Annotated in this window: 17 protein-coding genes; 13 read left to right on the top strand and 4 right to left on the bottom strand. The window is 64.3% G+C overall.

The genetic code is table 11. The features are described from left to right. Window positions 1–252: 252 nt before the first annotated feature. Both QX126_RS24730 and traA read right to left on the bottom strand, forming a co-directional pair. Window positions 253–459 (bottom strand): helix-turn-helix transcriptional regulator, encoded by a 207-nt coding sequence (locus QX126_RS24730; protein WP_315784437.1) that lies wholly within the window; start codon window positions 457–459, stop codon window positions 253–255. Between the two features lie 118 nt (window positions 460–577). Next, window positions 578–3589, bottom strand: a complete 3012-nt coding sequence (gene traA / locus QX126_RS24725; protein WP_315784280.1) for a Ti-type conjugative transfer relaxase TraA — start codon at window positions 3587–3589, stop codon at window positions 578–580. Window positions 3590–3760: 171 nt separating this feature from the next. Between traA and QX126_RS24720 the strand changes: the two genes are divergently transcribed. The 5 genes from QX126_RS24720 to QX126_RS24700 all read left to right on the top strand — a co-directional run bounded on the left by QX126_RS24720 (window position 3761) and on the right by QX126_RS24700 (window position 6368). Then, on the top strand, window positions 3761–4087 hold the full coding sequence (locus QX126_RS24720) for a conjugal transfer protein TraD (protein WP_315784278.1): 327 nt from the start codon (window positions 3761–3763) through the stop codon (window positions 4085–4087). A 1-nt stretch (window position 4088) separates the two neighbouring features. Further along, a complete protein-coding gene (locus QX126_RS24715; protein ID WP_315784276.1) occupies window positions 4089–4382 on the top strand; it encodes a conjugal transfer protein TraD in 294 nt (97 codons plus the stop codon). 206 nt (window positions 4383–4588) lie between these two features. Continuing rightward, complete coding sequence (locus QX126_RS24710) at window positions 4589–4828, top strand: hypothetical protein (RefSeq protein ID WP_315784274.1); 240 nt, start codon at window positions 4589–4591, stop codon at window positions 4826–4828. 533 nt (window positions 4829–5361) lie between these two features. Next, window positions 5362–5859 (top strand): hypothetical protein, encoded by a 498-nt coding sequence (locus QX126_RS24705; RefSeq protein ID WP_315784272.1) that lies wholly within the window; start codon window positions 5362–5364, stop codon window positions 5857–5859. Next, window positions 5856–6368, top strand: coding sequence for a lysozyme inhibitor LprI family protein (locus QX126_RS24700; RefSeq protein WP_315784271.1), 513 nt, complete (start codon window positions 5856–5858; stop codon window positions 6366–6368). The genes QX126_RS24705 and QX126_RS24700 overlap by 4 nt, the downstream gene beginning before the upstream one ends. Window positions 6369–6541: 173 nt before the next feature. On the opposite strand, the gene QX126_RS24695 is transcribed toward QX126_RS24700, so the two are convergent. Next, window positions 6542–6964: a hypothetical protein gene (locus QX126_RS24695; protein WP_315784268.1), complete on the bottom strand. Its 423-nt coding sequence runs from the start codon at window positions 6962–6964 to the stop codon at window positions 6542–6544. A gap of 278 nt (window positions 6965–7242) precedes the next feature. Between QX126_RS24695 and QX126_RS24690 the strand changes: the two genes are divergently transcribed. From QX126_RS24690 to QX126_RS24655, 8 genes are all read left to right on the top strand, one after another. Beyond that, complete coding sequence (locus tag QX126_RS24690; protein WP_315784267.1) at window positions 7243–8139, top strand: hypothetical protein; 897 nt, start codon at window positions 7243–7245, stop codon at window positions 8137–8139. Window positions 8140–8265: 126 nt separating this feature from the next. Beyond that, on the top strand, window positions 8266–8847 hold the full coding sequence (locus QX126_RS24685) for a hypothetical protein (RefSeq protein WP_315784265.1): 582 nt from the start codon (window positions 8266–8268) through the stop codon (window positions 8845–8847). Then, complete coding sequence (locus QX126_RS24680; RefSeq protein ID WP_315784263.1) at window positions 8844–10256, top strand: zinc ribbon domain-containing protein; 1413 nt, start codon at window positions 8844–8846, stop codon at window positions 10254–10256. The genes QX126_RS24685 and QX126_RS24680 overlap by 4 nt, the downstream gene beginning before the upstream one ends. A gap of 5 nt (window positions 10257–10261) precedes the next feature. Then, entirely contained in the window at window positions 10262–13117 is a 2856-nt protein-coding gene (locus QX126_RS24675; protein WP_315784261.1) for a hypothetical protein, read from the top strand. Window positions 13118–13629: 512 nt separating this feature from the next. After that, window positions 13630–15993, top strand: a complete 2364-nt coding sequence (locus tag QX126_RS24670; protein ID WP_315784259.1) for a hypothetical protein — start codon at window positions 13630–13632, stop codon at window positions 15991–15993. Between the two features lie 253 nt (window positions 15994–16246). Then, window positions 16247–17002, top strand: coding sequence for a zinc ribbon domain-containing protein (locus QX126_RS24665; RefSeq protein WP_315784257.1), 756 nt, complete (start codon window positions 16247–16249; stop codon window positions 17000–17002). Between the two features lie 220 nt (window positions 17003–17222). Next, window positions 17223–17735 (top strand): hypothetical protein, encoded by a 513-nt coding sequence (locus tag QX126_RS24660; protein WP_315784256.1) that lies wholly within the window; start codon window positions 17223–17225, stop codon window positions 17733–17735. 322 nt (window positions 17736–18057) lie between these two features. Continuing rightward, a complete protein-coding gene (locus QX126_RS24655; protein WP_315784254.1) occupies window positions 18058–18900 on the top strand; it encodes a hypothetical protein in 843 nt (280 codons plus the stop codon). An 18-nt stretch (window positions 18901–18918) separates the two neighbouring features. On the opposite strand, the gene QX126_RS24650 is transcribed toward QX126_RS24655, so the two are convergent. Further along, window positions 18919–19206, bottom strand: coding sequence for a hypothetical protein (locus QX126_RS24650; protein WP_315784252.1), 288 nt, complete (start codon window positions 19204–19206; stop codon window positions 18919–18921). Between the last annotated feature and the right edge of the window lie 109 nt (window positions 19207–19315).

Raw genomic sequence — 19315 nt, 5'->3', positions numbered from 1 at the left:
GTTTGTTCTTGGCACAGCCCCAACTCGCCGAAACACAAGGGATAGTACCGACACATCGCGCCGTCGCTTCCGTGCCGTGATGGAACGCGACAGCGCCCGTAAAGCGGCATTGTCTGCTTGGAGCGCCCCGACTGGGTCGATGGGGGCGGTCAAGGCCGAAGCTGCGAAGCGAGTAGCAGACGGCGTCTGCGGTCTGCTACCGGCCTCGGTGACTGCTCCCGGTAAGAGGACAGCCCTCCCACCTCACCGGATTTACTCGAACTCGCCCTTCGGATGCCATCCAATTGGATCGGCAATCCAGCGGCTAATGTCGGATTCATGCCAGCCCGAGCCATTGGTGCTGATTTTGAGCTGGGCCGGAAACGTGCCCTCGGCGATTTTGCGGTAGATGGTGGACCGGGACAGTCCGGTCCTGGCGAGGACCGTTTTTAGACGGATGATACGGTTTGGTTCGCCCATGGTCACGCTGCCTCCTGCTGACGGCTTCTGAGACCAGACAGGCCAAACATTTGTGGACAGACAAGAGGATCTCGCACATCGCGAACTTTGGCGTAGGTCCGGCGGCAAACGGGATGGATTAGATTTCGATTCCGCGGCCTCTGCCGAGGTCGATACCGTGGGCGAGGGCCAGTTCTTGGCTGAGCCGGCGGCCGCCCTCGAAGGCAATGCCAAGATCTTTCTTGCGGCTGGCGATGATAGATTCCAGCTGCGGATCGCGTTCGAGGCTCTTGACCATATCGCCCATTGCCACGCGGGTGGCCTTGTAGCCGGTCATGTCGCCAACCTGATATAAGCGCTGACTAGTCTGCTCGAGCTTCTGCCAACGCTCCACAAAGCGGTCGGCGCGGCGGCTCGGATCGATGCGCAGTTCGGTCTCGATTTGGAGCGCGCGTACCGCGCGGCCCACCTGGCCCCCCGCCGCCTCACGGGCCAGTTCTGGGTTCTGCTTGTACGCGGCTTCGGCGTCGTGCGAGCCATAGGGCCGGACCTTCTCGAAAGCTTGGCGGGCCGTCTGTAGTTCTTTTAACTGCTCGGGGCTTGCCCCGCCGCCCACCTCCTGCGTCGCGAAGATTGCATTCACGGCGCGGGCATGGCGCACCAGCGCCCGGGTCCGCACACGGCGCGCTTCCGCTTCCGGTCCTTCCGCGAGCTCCGTTGCCCGCGCTTCGATGCCGCGGCGCTCTGCGGACGCAACGTTCCTTTCCCTTTCTGGCGCTTGTCGCTGTGGCCACAGCTCGCGATCGTGCCCGGGCACCTCCGTAGGCGAGCGCAGGTCGTCCAACATCTCGCGCAGCTTCTCCGGCACAATCTTGCGCACAATCTCGACCACGCGCTCGCGGAATGTGATCCCGCGCCGCGCGGCATAGCTTCGGACCGTATTGGCAGGATCGTAATCCGAGGCCATGTCCTTGGCGCGATCGCGCGATAGGGCGCGGACCAGCCGATCGTCATTGGCAAAATCGTCTCGGCCATAATGCAGATCAACGCTCTCGCGGTGCCGCGACAGCGCGACATAGCTGCTGTGGGCGTCCATGCCCGGTGTCGCCAGCACATGGACTCGGTTCACCGTCATGCCCTGCGCCTTGTGGATCGTCGCCGCATAGCCATAGTCGATCCGGTTGTAATCCTTCAGTTCAAAGCGAACGGATCGGCCATCGTCGGTCTGGGCGGTCAGGGACTGCGCGCTTACCTGCTTGATAGTCCCGAGTGTGCCGTTCTTAACGCCAAGGCCGCGCTCGTTCTGCAGGAACATGACGCGATCTCCGCCGGCGAACTTGCGCTCGCCGCGCTCGACCGTCACACGCACCTCGGCGCCGAGATCGCCGGCGGCCCGCATTCGCTCGCGCGCTGCCTCGTTCAGCGCTCGCACCTCGTCATTCGTGTGCGTAAGAATGATCCGACTCCGGTCCGGTGACGCCTGCCGGTCGCGGTCCCAGCGCGCGATCAGATCGTCGCGCGCCTGCTCGCGTGTCTGGACCTCATGCACCATCCCGTGGGAGCGGTAAGCTCCGAACGCTTCCCCCACTTTGCCGGTCGCTAGATCGCGCGTGGCATCGCGCTGCCAGTCCTGGCGCTGACGGCGCACTTCACCGAGTTCCGCGCCGCCGTGACGCTCGTGGATAGAGCGGAACGCCGCACCGGCTTCGATGGCTTGCAGCTGCTGCGGATCGCCGACCAGCACCACCTTGGCGCCAGCCTCCGCTGCATGAGACAGCACGCGCTCAAGCTGGCGCGTACCGACCATACCGGCCTCGTCGATGACCAGCACATCGCGGGACGTGAGTCCGTCTCGACCCTGTTGCCAGCCATGCTCAAGGCTGGCGATGGTGCGGGACGATATGCTCGATCCGCTTTCGAGGTTTTCCGCAGCAATGCCGGACAGCGCCACACCTCGGACCTCGAAGCCTGCCGCTTTCCACGCCTCCCGTGCCACCCCCAGCATCGCGCTCTTTCCCGTCCCGGCATGACCGACCACGACGCTGAGATCGCGTCCATCCGTGACACGCGCCAGTGCCTCGGTCTGTTCGCCCGAAAGGACCAGGCCGCGTGCTTCCGCCCGCGCCAAAGCGGCTCGGCGGTCGATATCGCGAACCGCATGGCGCTGCCGTTCGGCCATTCGTTCAGCAGCGTGGTGCAGGCGCTGTTCCACCTCGATCATTCCGCGGGTGGTGAACCGATCCTCGCCGCGGGCATCCTTGCCGAGTTCGACCAGATCGGGCGCTTCTTGCATGGCGCCCACCACCTGGTTGAACTGGTCGAGCCGGTCACTGTGCCGGTGCGCGAACTTGGCCAAGTCGCGGCGTGTGAAGGTGGATTGCTGCTGGGTGATGGCATCCAATCCAAGGGAGGGATCGGTAATGATCCGCGCGCCGTTGTTCCGCGCGATCTCGCGGTGCATCTCGGCCCGCTCGGCTTCACCGCCTTCGCCTGCGCTGCCCCGACTCTCGATCCGTTTTGCCGGCGCGCCGATCTGGCTTTGCGGGTCCAGCGCGATGCCCTGGTCTTCCAGACTCCGATGGTCGATCCGCGCATCGATGTCGAGCTCGGCCAGCCGTTCATTGGCGAGTTCGGCCCAGCGCCTCCGCCAGCGCTCGACCATCTCGGTGCGGTTCCAGTCCCGCACCTTTTGGCCAAAGCCTTTCTCGTCGACCGCGCGCATCGTCAGCATGACATGAGCATGGGGCTTGGGCAGGCCGTCCTCGGCCCTGTCCCAATGCACATTGAGGTCGGCGATCATGCCCAGACCCACGAACTCGCCGCGAACGAAGTCCCGGGCCAGCTCAATCCCCTGCGCCTCACTCAGCTCGCGCGGAAGCGCAAACTCCACCTCGCGGGCAAGCTGGGCATCCTTCCGGACTTCGCACGCCTCGACATCGTTCCAGAGCTGCTCGCGATCGCTCCACACCTCCGGCGCGCTCTCTGGCAGCATCACCTCGGAATGGACCACGCCGCGCTTTCCGGAAAAGTCTTGGCTGCGGTCCAAGCGCTCGTCGCGCAGGCGCGAGCCCGAACGGTAGGCGGCCGACGCCACCGCGCTTGAGCCGGATTTGCGGCAAATGACCTTGACGTGAAGATGATAGATCGCCATCGCGATCCGATCACTGGCACAGCGAAGCGTACGTCGGAACGACGTATAAGCGCGCCCTCCCTCGAAAAAATCTCGGGAGGGACTACCGCGTCCCAGGCCGTCCTGATGACCTTACAGCATTGTGCGTGGTGCTCGACTATCATTTCGCCATCAACACTCATGGAGACGAGCATGCGTAAACCAAGGGACTTTGATGCGGACCTGGAGGCCCTCGACGACAAGGCGCGCGCGCTGAAAATTCGCAAGGTACGCCAGCTCGGCGAACTGGTCATCGCCACCGGAGCAGACACACTCAGCGCAGACGAACTCGCGGGAGCGCTAATTGAGCTGGCCGAGACGAAGGAGGCCGGAAGGAGGGAGGTATGGGCCAGGCGCGGCACCGCGTTCTTTCAAAGACGGTCGCGGCGAAATCCGCCAGCAGCTGACCGCAACACGAATGGCGCTCCTGCGCAACCGAGTGGCGCGCAACCGGCATCAGGCCGCAAGGGTGCGGCATGACATGCGCTCTTGGCAAGTCAAGCGCCGCAAGCGGACGCGGCACCTCATCGAACTCGGCGGCCTCATCGTCAAAGCCGGTATTGTGGACGTGACCGGTGACGACCGCGCCACGATCTTCGGCGCTTTACTCTGGATGGCCGATAAACTCCAAAGCGATCAAGGTGAACGGGCACGAGTGCAATGGGCTGCAAAGGGGAAGCGGGCGTTCGAGGCGGATCCGGCAGCGCACAACGGAACAAATCGAACTGTTCTAGCTGCCACTGACTACAGCGCGGGTACAGGTCTCCTGCCGTGAAGAGGGTGATTGGTAGTTTTGCGCGCTCCGTTCCTCGTTGTATCTCCGCTGCGACCTTTTATGTTCATGCACCTCAAACGGGATGAACGCGATGGCGAAAGGATCGCCTATCGGAATGTCATTATCTCTAAGGAGTCAGAAAAATGAGGCAGTTTTGCTAAGCGAAGGAGCACTGGCCTTGTCTCTATATCGAGACCGATCATGGCTTGCTCCGGCTGACCACCATCATGGACTCGTACAGCCGCAAGATCGTCGGCCGAGCAATGCGGAATCATTTACGTGCCGATCTGCCGTCGTATTCCGTTGTGCGTGTACAACGATGGATCATTGACTATGCCGATCTTTGCATCTTCGCTCGCAAAGGCGGTGAAAAGGACTTCATTGGCAATTTGAGCGTTTCCAGCAGGTGCGCTGCACCGGAGGTTCAGGAACGCACGGTCGCGTAAGGCCAAGATCATATACAAGATGTCCTACGGTTCCCTTCGATCAGAACAAGTTAGTCGGTGCCCTGCTAATTCTGGGCCCGGCGCCTCCTCGTCGGCGATGGAAGGCAATGAGGCCACTGGCTGAAATTGAGATCAATCGAATCCTGGAGCGTCGACAGCCGACTGGAGTCGGCTGGCGCTTTCCGCCCGTTCCGTGCGCCAACCGGACCTGACCACTAACCGACGGATAAACGGGAACCCGCCGAAGAACCTGCCTCTGCTTTTATCCGCTTTTGGGTCGTCCGTTGAGAAGCGGTCTTAGGGGTGGACGGAAGTCGGTAGCCCGCCATAGGACTAAGCCGCTCGCGCGGTAGAGCACGACAGCCGGCAGCACGGCTGCAGAAGCGGTCCTTCCTCGGACTTGGCTTGCGACCTTGAGCAGACGTCCATCGACGTGCGTGAAGCACAACCGCTTTCAGGAAATCCCCTGCAGGTTTGCTCCAGATCAACGCATTCTCCGCGCAATGGATACTTACATAATGGGAGAGGTTGGAATGAGAACCACGGCGAAAATTCGATCGATTGCCACAGGACTCCTCGTGTTCTGCGTCGCCGGATCAATGATGTTCTGTTGGCCAGCCTCTGCACAGGATATGCAGGCCTATTGCGGAAAGGTCGGCAACGATGACCGCCTGCAACCGGTTCCTGCTGCCCTGCTGCCGAATGCGCGGCGGGTGTTCGACGTTCCGGCGGACATGGCGGCCTCCCATGTCAAGGCGGCCACCTCGGTTCGCTGCATGAACGGCGCGGTCTGGCTCTGCAATTCCGGAGCGAACTTGATCTGCGGGAAGGCTGACGTCAGCCGCAGATCACCGGGAGCGGACGGATTCTGCAAACAGAACCCTGACTCGATCGGCGTGCCGATGAGTGCGACCGGTCACGCCACCGTCTACGACTGGAAATGCGTTGGCCGGAAAGCGCGCATCATCGGACAGATCGTACAGATCGATGGTCGTGGTTTCATCGCGGAGAATTGGAAGCAGCTCGAATGAAACACGGCCGCATCGGAGCATATGACCGCCTCTCCGCCTCATGGGTCACGTCGCCAAACGAACCGGAAAAACGCATGCTCGCCATTGCCGCATTGCTTCTCGCTCTCCTGATCGGCTGTTCTTCATCGGCCGCGGCAGCGGAACCGCCTACGCCCTCGCGCAGGCTCTGTGACCCTCAGAAAATCAAGCAAACCAATGCCTGGGTCGACTGTCTGCAAAACGCCCTCGACAAATCCGAAGCCGGCCTCACCGCCCTGGTGGACAAGATCGCCGTCGCAATGCAGGCAAATGACATGCTGGAGGAGCCAAAGCGCGACGAGAACAGGAAGCTGTTCGAGGCGACGCAGATGAAGTGGCTCGAGCTGCGCGACGACGACTGCAAATCCTTCGCCGCCAACCACGCGGGGTTGGGTTTTGGCGCCGCTCAGTTTCGTCTTGTTTGCCTGCTGGACGAAACCGTCTCGCGGGAACAGACGTTGAAGCGACGCTATCGCGACGATCTGAAATAGAGCGAACCCTGGTCCGTGGCCTTTGACCGGGTTGGGCTGCCTCCGCCCCATCTGCCCCTGAGCATTGCTCGCCGCCAAACCTTCGATTCAATCGACAGAAACGCAGATGCGTTGTTGCAATGGCGCAATCCTGCACGACGTCTCGCGCCCGAAACCGACAAGCGTCTTCTTCTCTATGGCATACGGCCGCCGTCAAGACGGAAATTCCAGCCGGCCGCAGCCGTCGCCTGCTCCAGCACGTTGCGCACCTGGCCGTAGTTCAGCGAACCGCCGCCGCCGACCGAGACATCGGTGCGATTCTGGTTACGCTTCCAGCCACTGATGGTCGTGGTCTCGACCGTCAGCGTTGGCGGTGGAATGCCCCAGCTGCGCTCGACGGCAGCCTCGCGAAAATGAACCGTTCGATCGACTTCCGTCAGGCGACACGACATCCGATAGGTGACCTTGCGACCGCCGAACCACCACTTCGCCGCAATCGAGTCAACCTCTCCGCTGCATCCCTGCTGCTCTTCGTCCTCGCGGACGGCAAGGCCCAAGCTTCCGGCCTTCTTCTCCAGATCGTCAAGCAGTTCGCGCCTGCCAAGAGCTTCCGGCATCTGACGTTACCTCGATAAACCCACGGCTTAGTCAACAGCCCTGGGGGCCACGGCCCGTTGATCAGGATCAAGGCAGGCCGCGCTCTCTGGTCTAGCATCATACTACGCAAGACGGTCATCCTCGGCGGCACGAGGGAACTATTCGCTTCTGGAAATTGTCGACAATCGTGGTGGGACTTGCGGCGGCGGTTGCCCTGCCCAGCTTGGCGTGTGCCACAGCAGCACCTGCCGTTCGAATAGCTGGTGAGACGCATCGATCCCCGATGCCGGCGGGCACCATGCGATTGGCACAGGCCGGCACGGCGCGCGAAGTCATCACGCTGCCTAACAAGCCTCCGCAGCGGTCGGGCGAAAGTGAGCCGTCGTCGCAGGCGTTGATCGAGACCTGGCTCGGCGGTTACGGCTGGAACAACGACAAGCGCTTCGATCTCGAACGTTATGAGATAGTCGACCGCCGCGTGGCGTGGGCCGAGTTCGGCCGGGCGCTGCTGCAGTTCCGGGTGTTGCCGGTCGATGGCGACGCGATGACTCTGGCGGCAAAGCGCTGCCCCGGGCGCAACCGGCCGATCGAGATGCAGATCTATTTCCAGTGGAGCCCGGACAACAAATTGTGGACCGCGCTCGCGAACCGAGGCGATCCCGGGTTCGAGCCGTGCTCGAACGACGAATTGTGGACCAGCGAGCAGCTGGAGTTGATCGTCAATCCGCCGCCGCTGCCGGCGCCGCCGAAGATTGCGCAAAAGGACGTCGTAACCCCGCCATCTGGCTCGCCGGAGCGCAAGGCGATCCTTGATGGCCTGCGTCCGACCTTCGAGAAGGCATTCGGCAAACCGGTCGAGTTCAAGGTCGAGAGCCTGCGCGCCGCCGCCGGCTTTGCCTGGGTGGTGGTGCATCCGCAGCGCCCGAACGGGGTGCCGATCGGCAAGGCAGAATGGGATAAAGCCGTCGGCCCCTGCGAGCAGAATCGGACCACCGCTGTCGCGCAATTCTGGATGCGCCAGGGTCACGCCGGCTGGCGGGTGGGCTGGGGCAATGGCTTCTGCGCCAGCGACTCCATCGCCGAACTCGGCTATTTGATCGGCGCGCCGCCGCAACTCGTCGATCTCCGGGAATGGCCGGGCACCGACTTCATGCCGGTCGAGAATCCCAAGTATTTCGAATTGTGGCAGCCGTGAACCAGCGGGTGGCCCGGGAAACCGGTTGGTTCGCAGGCCTGCGCGGACCCAATACCTTGACCTAGGGCAAGGTGGCGAACTGGCCGCGATCTAGCTTCGCTCCTCATTTCAGGGTGGGAGGAGCATATGTCATTGTCGATTTCCTCGCGTTGGTTGCGCTGGCTGCTCATGGCCGTCGCGGTACTGGCCGCTGCGTTGGTACTTCTGGTCATCGATCCGTCCGGCGCGCTGCTGTTTCGCGTCGTGGGAATCGTGGGCATGGCGCTGTTCGCGCTGTCGGTGGTCACGATGCTGCTGACCTTCCGCAAGGCGCGAAAACTGTCGCCCTGGTCGCTGGCGATCGGTGCGATCGTCAGCGTGCTCTGCACCTGGATATTCTTCGCGCTGGCCGGCGCGCCGCTTTCGGCCGCGGCGATTCTGCTCGCCGTCGCTGCCGGTGCGATGGTCGGGGTCGGCTGGTCGCTGACCAACCTGCTGTTCATCGACGGCGAAGCGATACGGGCGCGCGGCAACATCTGGTTTCTGGCGGTCTGGGCGTTGTCCCTGCTGATGACGCAGGCCGCGACGCTGGCGGGCGGGCAGACACCCTACGCCGTGGCGCTGGTTTCGTTTCTCGGCATGGGACTCGCCGTCGGCAACAGCCTGGGACTTCTGGCGCGATATGTCCGCGCCCGCGCCGCAATTTCTGTCACCGGAGAGAGACGATGAGTGCCTTCTGCACGCAATGCGGCGCGCCGCTGCCTGCCAACCAGAAATTCTGCACCAAGTGCGGCGCTGCCGTCCCCGATTCGAACCCGCCGGCAGCCGCCGCGGAGATGAAGCAAACTGCTCCGGCAGCGTCAACCACGCCGCCGGTTTCGGGCTTCGGCAAGTCGCGCGCCATCGTTGTCGCGGCGCTCGTGGTTGCCGGCGCGGCTCTCGCAGCGGCGCTGGTCATGATCGGTCCGCAGTCCCCACCGAAGTCATCGACCGCCGCGGCGCCGCCCAAGGCCGTGCCGCCCGCGGCCCCGCCCGCCACCGTGGCCGCGCCGCCGGCGGGTCCTGCCACGACGGCGATCAAGGCGAGCCGGTGGGAAGGCTATACTAACACCCGCTATGGCGTGGTGATCGACTATCCCGCCGACCTGTTCGCGATCCAGCCGCCGCCGCCCGACAATGCCGGGCGGAACTTCACGGCTGAAAAGGCCGGCGCACGCTTTCATATCTATAGTCACGCCAATGCCTTGAATTTCTCCGTCGAGGAATTGCAGGCCGAGGACGTGCTCGACATCGGCGATGCCGAAGCCACGAAACAGGATGGCGCGGACTGGTACCAGGTCGTGGCCAGCAAAGAGGCCGAGACCATCGTGCGCCGGGTGTTGCTGAGCGAGGGCGGCACGATGATCCATCGACTCGAAATCGCCTATCCGAAAACGGCTGCCGCGGCGTTCGAGCCGGTGGTCGCGCGAATGGTCAAGAGTTTCCGCGTCGATCCCACGATTCCCGAGAAGGCCGCGAACGCGGCTGGTTCGCCGCCATCGCCCGTGGCAACGAAGCCCGAGACGAAGCAGGCCGCATCGAAACAACCCGAAGCGAAGGCGCCGGAAGCGAAGACACCCGATGCGGGCAAGCCCGTGTGGCGGCGCTTCGATTCCATCGGGATGGGCATGCGCCTTCCCGGCTATGGCGGCAAGGCCGGTGTATCGGCGGAAGTGCCGGCGAAATGGGCGTACTCCGCCGCGGCGAACTCGGCCATGCCCGAGCCGAACGTGATCGACTTCCAGGGGCTAGAAGCCGACGGCGAGGACGTCCTCCATGTCACCTTCCGCGCCGAGCGTCGTCGCGCCAAGGCGACGCTGGCGAGCGAGGCCAAGATCATCAAGAACCGGCTGTCCGAAGGCGCCGACAACTACCGCCTGCTCAGCGAGCGCACCACGCAGATCGCGTTGCGGTCGGCGATCGTATTCTCGGTGCAGTTTGCGGGCTCGGATTCGCCGGATCTGCTGCGCGAGGACATCGCCGTCATCGACGCCGGCGAGGTGTTCTACTTCGTCACCTTCGGCGCGCCGCAGGCGCGCTACGCCGCCAGCAGCCACGTCTTTACCCATGTCCTCGATACCATCGGTTTCGCCGAGTGAGTGCAATGCGCAGTTTCCTCCTGCTGGCCCTGTTCGCTGCGGTATTCCAGTTCGAAACGGCCGTCGCTCTGGACTACGGCTACAAGCCGATCCCGCCCGAATATGCGCCGCCCGGATTCTTGTTCGAGCAGGATGCCAATCGGGACAAGCCCACCCATTACGTCAAGCCCTATCCCGAAGGCCTGCGCCGATCGAAAAGCGACACTAAGATCGATTTCGCGATATTTCCTACTATCTTTGACTACAATTATTGGGCCAAGAACCTCATCGCGAACAAACTCGAACAATGCGTGGCGTTGTCCAAGCAGTACGAGAGATACAAATGCCGGCGCTTCCAACAGGGAAATATCGACATCCTGCTGGAGGAGCATTCCACCGACAACGATGGATATAACAGATTTTCGTATACGATTGTCGACGGTGCAATACACTCTGATAGCTATATCAATGGCCATCCGGTCAGGCGATGGGGATCAGGGCTGCCAAAGGCTCCGATCGTCGAGCCGCTGCCGACCGACGCCGAGCTTCTCGCCGTGGTCCTGCAATGGCACGAGGCTGTACGCCGATATTTCGTTTCGCTGGGCTACACCATCGATCGGCCTGGCCTGCCTCCGGAGATACAATCCGAGGGGACGAAAACCGGAAAACCGGGGATGGATGTGTCCTCGCCTGGTCAGCAGACCGATCCCAATCAATCCGCTGACTCCAGCCAGCAGCCGATCTCCTTCGATGATATCTGGTCGGCGGTCGAGACCGGCGGCGCCATCGCCATCACCGGAGGCCTCGCTGCCCTTGCGTCGCTGCTGATGCTGCAGACTGCAGGCGTCAGCCGCCGCGATGCGTTCGATGCCGGCAGCGATCTGCTGCGCGGGCGTGTGCCGGAGGATCCGTTCGAAGCATGGAAGCGCAAATACGAGGCGCTGGGCTGGAAGTACAGCGAGAAGAACGGAGTTGCGACCTTCGATCCGGTCGACGGGGCGCGCAACGAGGGCGGCGAGATCTATTCGGCGGAGCGCGGCGGTTTTGTGCGGCCCGTGAGCGAGACACCGATGGTGCCGCCGCCGCTGCCGCGCGACGGCGACGTCAACGAACGCGGCGAGGTGTGGAGTTCGTTCTCCGGCGGCTATGTCGAGCGCAAGACCTTTGAGCAGGACATGGCGAGCCGGGCGGCACTGGCCGAGAAGGATCGCAGCGACCTCGCCGACATGCAGCGGCCGGACGAGGACGTCGCCGAACTGCAGCGCAGGATCGCCGCGACCCGGCGCGAGGGCGCGGAGATGCGCACCTACTTCAAGGCGCGCAACGAGCTGTTGGGCGCGCTCGGCGAGCAGCGCGACCGCGAGGGCGTCGATGCGCTGCTCGACGAATCCCGCTCCGGCCTGTTCGACGAACTCAGCGACCGGCTGCTGACGGCGCCCGCCGGCAACGACTACCGCAAGGGTCTCGAGGGCCTGCTGCCGCTGGCCGACGTGATCGGCAACCAGATGCGCCCGGGCTACACGCCGACCTATACCTACAAGGACGCCGCGCAGGACACGCTGCTGCAGAGCGGGGCGGCGGCGCTCGATGCGATCCTGACCAAAGGCTGGGCCAGTTCGACGGTCGGCAGCTCGCTGGCGATGCGCGACGCGGCCCGCGCCGGCGGCGGCGTGCTCGACATCGCGACCGCGGGGGTCAAGGCGGCGGTGACCGACGCCCTGTTCGGCAAGGCCATCCATTGCGGCGCTGGTTATGCCGGCGAGGCCTGGCGCGCCGGCAAGAACGCGATTGCCGGTGCTGCCGAAAGCGGCGCCGATTTGCTGGCGCAGGCGAGCCGTCGCTCCAAGGTCGCCACCGACCTGGTCGAGAAGATGCGCAAGAATTTGACGACGCTGGACCAGGGCGTCCATGTCGACGGCTCCGGGCGCATGCGCGCCTCGCTGACCGACGTGCTGGAGGTGCAGAAGAACCCGCATCAGGTGCGCGCGCTGAAGCAGAGCGGATCGGCGTCGACCCAGGAAGCCTTCAACAACACGCTGCGCAACGAGGTCTACAAGCCGCACGACCAGATGCTGCTGGAGCGGCTCCGGAAGTCGAGCCCGGAACTCGCCGACAAGAAGCTGGTCGTCCACGACTTCCGCACCCCGGGCAAGACCGCCAATCCCATCAACACCGACCGCGACTTCCGGGTATTGACCCAGAACGCCGACGGCAAGTGGGTCGAGGTGCCCAAGACAAAGTGGGAGCAGCACTCCAACGACGCCTTCGCCGAACTGACCTTCTTCGACAAGACAAAATGCCCCAAGGGGATGGACCCTGCGCAGCAGAAGGCATGGTGGGCCGAGCAGCACGGCCACACCCCGACCGACCGCGCCTTCCGCGAGGCCGGCCGGGACTATTCCGACCAGATCGCCGATCTCAGGACCGGCCAGCGCGGCAACCTGCCGGGCGGCGAGGTCGGGGGCACCGGCGCAACCCGGATCGCCGAGCTGAAGGACATCGCCTCGGGCAAGGTACCGGCGCCATCGCAGCCCGTAAAACTCGCCGACCCGCAGGGGCTGGCGCAGCAGTTCCACGAGAAGGTGACCGGCAATCTGCGCCGCGGCGATCCGTTCGAGGCGATCGCACAGGCGCAGAAGGGCGTCGATACGCTGGACAGCGTGCGCAAGGCCTATGGCGTGCAGAACATTCCGGCCGGCGAGCTGCCCGGCAATCTGCGCCAGGCCATGGATCTGGTGAAGGGCTCCAACCTGCCGGTTCATCCCGACGCCGCGGTGCTGCACACGCTGGAAGGCAAGCTCGAAGGCCTCGGCTTCAGCGATCTCGGCGACTTCAGCCAAAAACTCTCAAGCCAGTTCGAGGGGCTGAAATGGGCGCCATGATGATCCGACGGATCCGCATAGCGGCGTCGACCGCGTTGATTGTGCCGATGACGCTCTCCGTGCTCGCGTTACTGACCGAGGCACCTGTCCTGGCCCAGAGCAATTCGGCTCCTGACGGTATTCGCGCCGATATGTTTCCGGTTCCCGCGAACGATCTTCCGGCTGGGTGGTGGTGGGCAAAGGACGCTGGCGCCGTCGATGCGCCGCCGCAAAGGCGTCGAGAGTCCTGGACCCCGAGCTGGCATCAGTCGTTCAGCATCAGCAGGGCGAAGGGATACGTATTCAAGCCGTATGCTTCAGGGCAAGGCGGCTCGTGGTGTCGGCCGGAGAAAAATGCAGCATGCGATTTGCCGCGCCTCGATATCGATATCGATATTACCGATTATTCGATGCACGGCGGAGCCAAAGCTTGCTCGCAGTCATTCAAGGGCGCGTTCGAGTCATCTCCATCGGAGAAGCGATGGCTTTCGAAGACAGCATGGGTTGCACACAGAGGTGATCCGGATCAATTCGTGGTTCAGGCTTGCTTCGAGCAGTTCTATGTCCTGATGATAGTCGTTGGCCGCGGCGATGCGCGATTTGGCCAGCCGGAAGAAAAGGCAAATCTCGAAGTCGCGGATTTCTATGTGCGAATGGTCGAACGCCGTATCGCGGGCCACTCCGGGCTGCCGCCCGGCGGCGATCAAATCCCGTCCGATCCGGCGAGCCCGCCGGCGAATCCACCCGAAGACGTCGCCGAGGTCATCCCGGAACTGACTCCCGCCGAGATCGCAACCGCCGCCGGGATTGCGGGCGGTACTGCCTTGCTTGGTTCGCTGTTGATGCTGGGTGCGTCCGGCGTGCGGCGTGAGGAAGCGCTCGCGGCGATCCGCGAGCTGCTGCGCGGGCAAGTGCCGGAGGATCCTTTCGAGGCATGGAAGCGCAAGTACGAGGCGCTGGGCTGGAAGTACAGCCAGAAGAACGGGGTGGCGACCTTCGATCCGGTCGACGGGGCGCGCAACGAGGGCGGCGAGATCTATTCGGCGGAGCGCGGCGGTTTTGTGCGGCCCGTGAGCGAGACACCGATGGTGCCGCCGCCGCTGCCGCGCGACGGCGACGTCAACGAACGCGGCGAGGTGTGGAGTTCGTTCTCCGGCGGCTATGTCGAGCGCAAGACCTTTGAGCAGGACATGGCGAGCCGGGCGGCACTGGCCGAGAAGGATCGCAGCGACCTCGCCGACATGCAGCGGCCGGACGAGGACGTCGCCGAACTGCAGCGCAGGATCGCCGCGACCCGGCGCGAGGGCGCGGAGATGCGCACCTACTTCAAGGCGCGCAACGAGCTGTTGGGCGCGCTCGGCGAGCAGCGCGACCGCGAGGGCGTCGATGCGCTGCTCGACGAATCCCGCTCCGGCCTGTTCGACGAACTCAGCGACCGGCTGCTGACGGCGCCCGCCGGCAACGACTACCGCAAGGGTCTCGAGGGCCTGCTGCCGCTGGCCGACGTGATCGGCAACCAGATGCGCCCGGGCTACACGCCGACCTATACCTACAAGGACGCCGCGCAGGACACGCTGCTGCAGAGCGGGGCGGCGGCGCTCGATGCGATCCTGACCAAAGGCTGGGCCAGTTCGACGGTCGGCAGCTCGCTGGCGATGCGCGACGCGGCCCGCGCCGGCGGCGGCGTGCTCGACATCGCGACCGCGGGGGTCAAGGCGGCGGTGACCGACGCCCTGTTCGGCAAGGCCATCCATTGCGGCGCTGGTTATGCCGGCGAGGCCTGGCGCGCCGGCAAGAACGCGATTGCCGGTGCTGCCGAAAGCGGCGCCGATTTGCTGGCGCAGGCGAGCCGTCGCTCCAAGGTCGCCACCGACCTGGTCGAGAAGATGCGCAAGAATTTGACGACGCTGGACCAGGGCGTCCATGTCGACGGCTCCGGGCGCATGCGCGCCTCGCTGACCGACGTGCTGGAGGTGCAGAAGAACCCGCATCAGGTGCGCGCGCTGAAGCAGAGCGGATCGGCGTCGACCCAGGAAGCCTTCAACAACACGCTGCGCAACGAGGTCTACAAGCCGCACGACCAGATGCTGCTGGAGCGGCTCCGGAAGTCGAGCCCGGAACTCGCCGACAAGAAGCTGGTCGTCCACGACTTCCGCACCCCGGGCAAGACCGCCAATCCCATCAACACCGACCGCGACTTCCGGGTATTGACCCAGAACGCCGACGGCAAGTGGGTCGAGGTGCCCAAGACAAAGTGGGAGCAGCACTCCAACGACGCCTTCGCCGAACTGACCTTCTTCGACAAGACAAAATGCCCCAAGGGGATGGACCCTGCGCAGCAGAAGGCATGGTGGGCCGAGCAGCACGGCCACACCCCGACCGACCGCGCCTTCCGCGAGGCCGGCCGGGACTATTCCGACCAGATCGCCGATCTCAGGACCGGCCAGCGCGGCAACCTGCCGGGCGGCGAGGTCGGGGGCACCGGCGCAACCCGGATCGCCGAGCTGAAGGACATCGCCTCGGGCAAGGTACCGGCGCCATCGCAGCCCGTAAAACTCGCCGACCCGCAGGGGCTGGCGCAGCAGTTCCACGAGAAGGTGACCGGCAATCTGCGCCGCGGCGATCCGTTCGAGGCGATCGCACAGGCGCAGAAGGGCGTCGATACGCTGGACAGCGTGCGCAAGGCCTATGGCGTGCAGAACATTCCGGCCGGCGAGCTGCCCGGCAATCTGCGCCAGGCCATGGATCTGGTGAAGGGCTCCAACCTGCCGGTTCATCCCGACGCCGCGGTGCTGCACACGCTGGAAGGCAGGCTCGAAGGCCTCGGCTTCAGCGATCTCGGCGACTTCAGCCAGAAACTCTCAAGCCAGTTCGAGGGGCTGAAATGGACACAATAGAACGCGCACCGCCACGCCCAGGAGGATTTGCATGACGATTCAGACAATCGCCCCGGACCTGCTCCAGCTCGATCGCGCGGCAAACGCTGCACAATTACCGGCGGCGGTGCGCACCGGACTCGCCGATCCCTCCGCGCGCATCGCGGTCACCACAGTCACCCGCGACGGCGGACGACGACTCGACTGCTATGCGGTCACGTGCGCAGCGAAACAGCTGGCGGCGGTGACGCCGGACGCCGAGGGCGGAGCTGCGGTGGCGTTCCCGGTCGATGCCACGCTGGCGGAAGCCCTGATCGTTGAAACCCTCGGCCTCGATCAGCCGCTCGCCCCTGTCGACCACCGTAGCGAACTCGACATCGCCGCATTGTGGGCGCTGGCGGCGATGGCCGATGCGCACCGGCAAGCGGAACTGGAGAGCCTGCTGGCGCGCTCGCCGGCACGTCAGGTCGCGATCAACGAGGACAGCATCTACCTGCGCGCGCTGGACGGCGCGACGCTGCCCGATCCGCGCTGGCTGTCGGGAATGCTGACGCAAATTCTTGGCCCCGGCGACGTCACGGAGGCACGGCTGCTCGCAGGGCTCGACGTGCTGGCGCGCGGCGGGTTGATCGCTCGGGGGAAAACGGGACTGTGGTCGCCGCAACCGGCGTTCGTCACCGCCTTTGCACATCTCGAATTGCCGCTCGCCGCCGCGGTGCTGTCGATCGATCGCAGGCGGACCGGCGGGTTCGATTCCGCGATGCTGGTATTTCTGCGCAGCTTCGCCGCCGTCTGGGTGATCGAACCGCTCGGCGCAGCCGGAGCACCAACCGCCGTGCGCCTCAGCTCCGTCAGCGCCGCCGACGCGACGACGCTGGTGCACGACGCCGTGGCGCTGGCGCTGAAGGAGCCCGCCGCGCCGTCGCAAGCGCAGAAGGCTGCCGCAGCGCCGCGCTTCTGCAAGCAATGCGGTCATCGCGCAACTCCCGCCGACCGCTTCTGCGGCAAGTGCGGAGCCGAATTGAAATGACAGGCCGGGCCAAACCTCAACTTCAGCGCTGCGCACGGCTTCGGTGCGTGCTGATGCTGACGGCTGTGCTCGGCGTCCTTGCTTTGACAATATCGATGGCTCGAGCCCAGCAGGATCCCGAGCACGATGCCCTGATTCGGGCGCTGCGCGTTCAGCAACCGTCCGACCCCGCCTGGCAAGCCCTCTTGCCGCCGACAGAGGGAATCCATCCATGGCCTGAATGGAACATGCCGAGGGGTGTCTGGCCACCAAATGCAACGGGGTTCCATCAGCATTTCATAATCTCATCATCAAGGGCGTGTCATCGGCTTTCACCCGCCCGTTCTTCATAACGCTGGTGACGTTCGCGCGACCCGACGAGGCGCAACGCTACGCCGCCGGGTATTCGCCACTTGGTACGTCCTGCATTTCGCCTGCGTCCAAGCGGATCTTCGGCGGTCGCCATGTCATCGCGGTCGGCTCTGAGTTTTCTTGCCGGCAACCAGCCTTTCAAAGTCGTCTCGATGCGGTCGGGGGCTATGTGGGGCGCCATACCTACGAGCAGGACATGGCGAGCCGGGCCGGACTGGCGGAGAAGGATCGCCGCGATCTCGCCGACATGGCATCCGGACAGGACGCCGATGTGCGGGCGCTGCACCAGCGCTGGCTGGAATCACAGGAAGCGATCGCCATCCGGAAGGAGGAAATCGACGAAGCCTACCGGGTACGCAACCGAGGTTGGGAACGTGGGTGAGGCAGTGTTGCTTCAAGCGTTCCGTTCGCTTGTGACCGACGCGCTGCGCGCCATCCCCGCCGGGAAGCAAAGCGAGCAAGCTTCGCGTCGGGCAACGGCGTCGGCGAACATGGCGGGACCGGCAGGCAGCGAGGCAAATGCGGCGCGGCGCTTCTGCCAGCAATGCGGCCGTCCTGTCGGCACGGCTGATCGCTTCTGTGGCGAATGCGGAGCCGGATTGGCGTGAGAAGGCAGGCCGCAGCTGGCGGCGTACTTGTTCCAGATCAACGTACCGCGATTTCACGGGTGTTCCATGCGGGTGGGTTTTCAAGAGAGAAGTGCGATGTCAACCAGATGTCATGGGATCGCTGTCGGATTCTTCGCCGTCCTCGCAGCAGCAGGCTTCGTCGGTATCGCCCCGGCCGCGGCGTCAAAGCCGGTGCCGAAAACCATTGTCGGCTGTGTCGCTAACGGAAGCTTCGTCTCGACCGATGGCTACGAGATCGGTCCGAGGACTGCGGACGGCCAGGCGATTGATCTCCGCCCGTTCGAGGGACGTCAGGTGACGATCAGTGGCGACCTGCTGCCGGGCGATGCCTTCATCGTCAAAAAGCCCCCGGCCGACTCGGGCCCCTGCAGGACCGGGAAGCCCGCGGGCGCCGATCCGGCCGTTGCCCCTGCCGCACAGGCGGTGAAGGTCACGACGGGTGGCTGGCAGATCCACAGGCCCAGCAAGGAGTACCAGGACCTGCCCGCGCTGTTGCCGAAACAGCAGGACAGCCTGGTCGAGGCCGGGATCGGCCTGCTCGAATTCGTTTGCATGAAATCTAACTATTACGTGTTGCTGGTTCAGCCGTCGGTCAAATTGCGCGATACCGAACCGGGCATGATCGCCCCGCGCGCGGCGAATACGGCGAGCGGATCAGCCCCGGCCCCGTTGACCTTCCGCAATCTCTACAAGACGAAGTCGCTGCTTTCGCGCAGCCTGAACTGGGATGCGGATATTCACTATGCCGAACTCGGCGCGCCGTTGTTGGGGGCGATCAAGGCGGCCAGCAATCTGGACTTGACGCTGGCGGGCCGAAGTTACGCCATCAATCTTTCCGACCTCGCCTCGCGATGGGGATCATTCCAGCGGTTCTGTGAAGGCGGCGTCGTCGGCAATCCGGCGCATTTCGAACAGTAAAGCGGCGAGCATCTCTGGTCAGCGCGGCAGTTCGGGAAGTCCGCATGATCCGGCGATCACGGGCCAATGCTGCTTCAGCCCGCCGCTGCGGATCGTGGCCTTGACCGGCCCGGTGTTGGTTCCCTCGATCCTGCCGTTGTTCCGGGCCAGCGCCGTCAGCGCCGCGACCGGCAATTCGCTGCGGCTTCCGGCATTGCCCACATGGTCCAGGATGCTGTCGTCCCAGTTGAATGCCAGCGAGAATACTTCCTGGCCCACGGTCAGTTTCGCGGCGCGGCCGCTCGCGCCTAAGTCCGGATTGCCCATGGGACTGACCTTGCCCCCAAGTTTTATCCAGGTCCGAGTTCGCGGCCACCTGCAATCCGCGTCGGGATCTGGCGCTGCGCTATGTCGAGAGCTCCGCGCCAGCTCCCGT

The organism is Bradyrhizobium sp. SZCCHNPS1003 (genome assembly GCF_032381555.1).
In the GTDB taxonomy this organism is placed as follows: domain Bacteria; phylum Pseudomonadota; class Alphaproteobacteria; order Rhizobiales; family Xanthobacteraceae; genus Bradyrhizobium.
The sequence above is the reverse complement of the archived record's forward strand: the minus strand, read 5'-3'. Positions and strand labels throughout refer to the sequence as shown.

What these genes read in the sequence shown, in the direction of transcription:
- QX126_RS24730 (WP_315784437.1), bottom strand. Translation starts at nt 459, where the DNA reads ATGGGCGAACCAAACCGTATCATCCGTCTAAAAACGGTCCTCGCCAGG.
- traA (WP_315784280.1), bottom strand. Translation starts at nt 3,589, where the DNA reads ATGGCGATCTATCATCTTCACGTCAAGGTCATTTGCCGCAAATCCGGC.
- QX126_RS24720 (WP_315784278.1), top strand. Translation starts at nt 3,761, where the DNA reads ATGCGTAAACCAAGGGACTTTGATGCGGACCTGGAGGCCCTCGACGAC.
- QX126_RS24715 (WP_315784276.1), top strand. Translation starts at nt 4,089, where the DNA reads ATGCGCTCTTGGCAAGTCAAGCGCCGCAAGCGGACGCGGCACCTCATC.
- QX126_RS24705 (WP_315784272.1), top strand. Translation starts at nt 5,362, where the DNA reads ATGAGAACCACGGCGAAAATTCGATCGATTGCCACAGGACTCCTCGTG.
- QX126_RS24700 (WP_315784271.1), top strand. Translation starts at nt 5,856, where the DNA reads ATGAAACACGGCCGCATCGGAGCATATGACCGCCTCTCCGCCTCATGG.
- QX126_RS24695 (WP_315784268.1), bottom strand. Translation starts at nt 6,964, where the DNA reads ATGCCGGAAGCTCTTGGCAGGCGCGAACTGCTTGACGATCTGGAGAAG.
- QX126_RS24690 (WP_315784267.1), top strand. Translation starts at nt 7,243, where the DNA reads ATGCGATTGGCACAGGCCGGCACGGCGCGCGAAGTCATCACGCTGCCT.
- QX126_RS24685 (WP_315784265.1), top strand. Translation starts at nt 8,266, where the DNA reads ATGTCATTGTCGATTTCCTCGCGTTGGTTGCGCTGGCTGCTCATGGCC.
- QX126_RS24680 (WP_315784263.1), top strand. Translation starts at nt 8,844, where the DNA reads ATGAGTGCCTTCTGCACGCAATGCGGCGCGCCGCTGCCTGCCAACCAG.
- QX126_RS24675 (WP_315784261.1), top strand. Translation starts at nt 10,262, where the DNA reads ATGCGCAGTTTCCTCCTGCTGGCCCTGTTCGCTGCGGTATTCCAGTTC.
- QX126_RS24660 (WP_315784256.1), top strand. Translation starts at nt 17,223, where the DNA reads ATGGAACATGCCGAGGGGTGTCTGGCCACCAAATGCAACGGGGTTCCA.
- QX126_RS24655 (WP_315784254.1), top strand. Translation starts at nt 18,058, where the DNA reads ATGTCAACCAGATGTCATGGGATCGCTGTCGGATTCTTCGCCGTCCTC.
- QX126_RS24650 (WP_315784252.1), bottom strand. Translation starts at nt 19,206, where the DNA reads ATGGGCAATCCGGACTTAGGCGCGAGCGGCCGCGCCGCGAAACTGACC.